The sequence below is a fragment of the Cobetia sp. genome (assembly GCF_983723665.1).
Genome location: NZ_CFDJES010000062.1, coordinates 4,085 through 6,488 on the forward strand (window position 1 = coordinate 4,085; position 2,404 = coordinate 6,488).

General features: G+C 63.1%; 2 protein-coding genes. One reads left to right on the plus strand and one right to left on the minus strand.

Annotated features, from left to right (window positions below):
- The coding region (locus AC4FAH_RS08105; RefSeq protein WP_490245877.1) for a FadR/GntR family transcriptional regulator at nt 1-812 on the minus strand (812 nt) is incomplete at its 3' end.
- Nucleotides 813-1,042: 230 nt separating this feature from the next.
- Here AC4FAH_RS08105 and AC4FAH_RS08110 point away from each other — a divergent pair.
- On the plus strand, nt 1,043-2,404 hold a 1,362-nt coding region (locus AC4FAH_RS08110; RefSeq protein ID WP_490245878.1), incomplete at its 3' end, for an NAD(P)/FAD-dependent oxidoreductase.

Consider the following 2,404-nt stretch of genomic DNA (forward strand, 5'->3'; position numbering starts at 1 on the left):
TGCGCGGGGGTGACGAGCAACTGGTCGGCCATTTCCACCTCGAGTGCCGTCATGTGGTGCTCGGCATCCTGCATGTGTTCTGTCATGAGCTGTCTGACCTGCTCATGGTCCTCGTGGCGAAACGCCGTGATCAGGCCCGAGTGGTAATGCTGATTGGCCTGATCGAACTGCTTGCGCTCCGGCAGGTAGGCCTTCTTGATGACGACCAGCTCATGCAGCATGTCGTTGAGGAACTGGCACATGAAGCTGAGCAGCGGGTTGGGGCAGGCGCGGGCCAGTACCTGGTGGAATTCGATTTCCAGGAAGCGCTGGCGCCGCTGGTCCTCTTCCTGTGGCTGGTGGCAACTGCAGTCATGGACATTGTTTTCGAGCGCCACCAGGTCCTCTTCGCTGAGCAGGCCCACCACCGAGACCGCCATCTCGACTTCCAGCAGTCGGCGTAACTGATAGACCTGGGCACCATTGAGCGTCTTGAAATGCAGGAAGCTCCTCAGCATGCGGCTGGCCGGCTCCATGCTCGGCGCATTGAGCACGGCGCCGCCATTGGGCCCCGTCTTCAGGGTGATCAAGCCCTCGACCTCGAGAATCTTGAGGGCTTCGCGCAGCGTGCCCTTGGCGCAGCCGTACTGGGCCATCAGCGCCTTCTCGTTGGGCAGCCGGTCGCCTTCGCTCAACCCATCGCGCACGATGCTGCGCCTCAGATCATCACTGATCAGCTCGGCCAGCTTCTGCCGCTTGGGCAGGTGGGCGCCGGAGGCGTTGGCACTGGTGCTGGCGCGTGAAGTGTCCAGGGGGGAAGGCGATGTCGGCATGCGATGTCCTGAGCGGCAGCGAGTCAGTTATATTTATTCGTATAAATAAGCTTTAGTCGCGGACTCGAGCGCTGTCAAACCCCAAGGTGGCCTCAAGCGTTGCGCAGGCGATCACGCCGATGATGCGTCGCATCAAAGGCAGCGCATTGGCGAAGTCATGCGTGTCAGTCTTGAAAAGCATCTGGTCTGACATAAGGTTTCCATATTCGACCCCGCTAAAGGAGGCCCCTATGGAAACGCATGATCCTCAGCGAACGCGCGACGCCGATATCGTCATCGTCGGTGGCGGTGCCGGCGGACTGGAGCTGGCGGTTCGCCTTGCCAAGGCAGGCCACAAGGACATCTTGCTGATAGACCGTGACACCAGTCACGTTTGGAAGCCACGACTGCATGAGATCGCGGCGGGCCTCGGGCGGCGTCAGGTCGATGAGCTGGGGTATGCCGGTCTGGCCGAGCAGTGGGGGTTCCGCTATGAGTGCGGCACACTCGCGAGCGTGGAGCCTGAACAGCGCCAGATCACCCTGGCCGCGATCCCGGGCAGGGAAGATCACGCGAGCGCCGAGGTGCCGGCGCGCGTCAGGGGCTATCGTCAGCTGGTGCTGGCCCTGGGCGGTGTGACGCCGGACATGGGGGTCGAGGGTGTGCTGGAGCATGCCTGCCTGCTGGATTCCCCTGACGACGCCGAGCGCATCGCCCAGCAGTTCTCGCGTGGCCTGCTGGCCAACCATGTGGCGATGGAAACAGCACCTACAGGCGATGCTGGCGTGTCAGCCACCCAGGGCGGCGCTCAGGTTGGCGCTGAGGGAAGCACGCAAGATAGTGCCAAGGAGTCCCCGGGGCGGCCGTATCAGGTGGTGATCGTCGGCTCCGGTGCCACCGGTGTCGAACTGGCCGCCTACCTGCATGAGGCGCGTGGCATGCATGACGCCCCTGCACCCAAGGGCGCGAAGGTCGAGATCACGATTCTCGAGGCCACCGAGACCTTCATGCCCGGTGTCTCACAGGAACTGCGCGAGTCGATCCATCAGCGACTCGAGGAGCAGGGCATCAAGATCGAACTGTCTCGTCAGGTCGCCAAGGTGTCCTCCGGCAGTGTCGAGATCAGTGAAGGCGATGAGTCGGTGACGCGGGACGCGGATCTGGTGGTCTGGGCGGCAGGGCGTGTCGGGCCTGCCATCGTCGAGGAAATCGATGCCCTGGAAAGCAACAAGAAGCGTCAATTCACGGTGACCCCCGGGCTTCAATGTCTCGGCCACGACAGCATCTTCGCGCTGGGCGATTGTGCCAACATCGATGAGGCACCGCTGCCGCCCACCGCTCAGGTGGCCAGCGAGCAGGCCGAGTTTCTCGCCGATGAACTGCCGCGTCGCCAGCAGGGTGAGCCGGCTCAGGCCTTCGAGTTCAAGGACCGCGGTACCTTGCTGTCACTCTCCAGCGCCGGCAGCGTCGGTGAGCTCAGCGGCAAGTTGAGTGACAAGCTTGGCAATGCCCAAGGCAGCAAGGGCAATGATGATCTGCAGGTGAGAGGACGCTTTGCGCGCGCCGCCTATCAAGGGCTGCAGCGCCAGCACCAGTTCCTGCTGCTGGGGCCG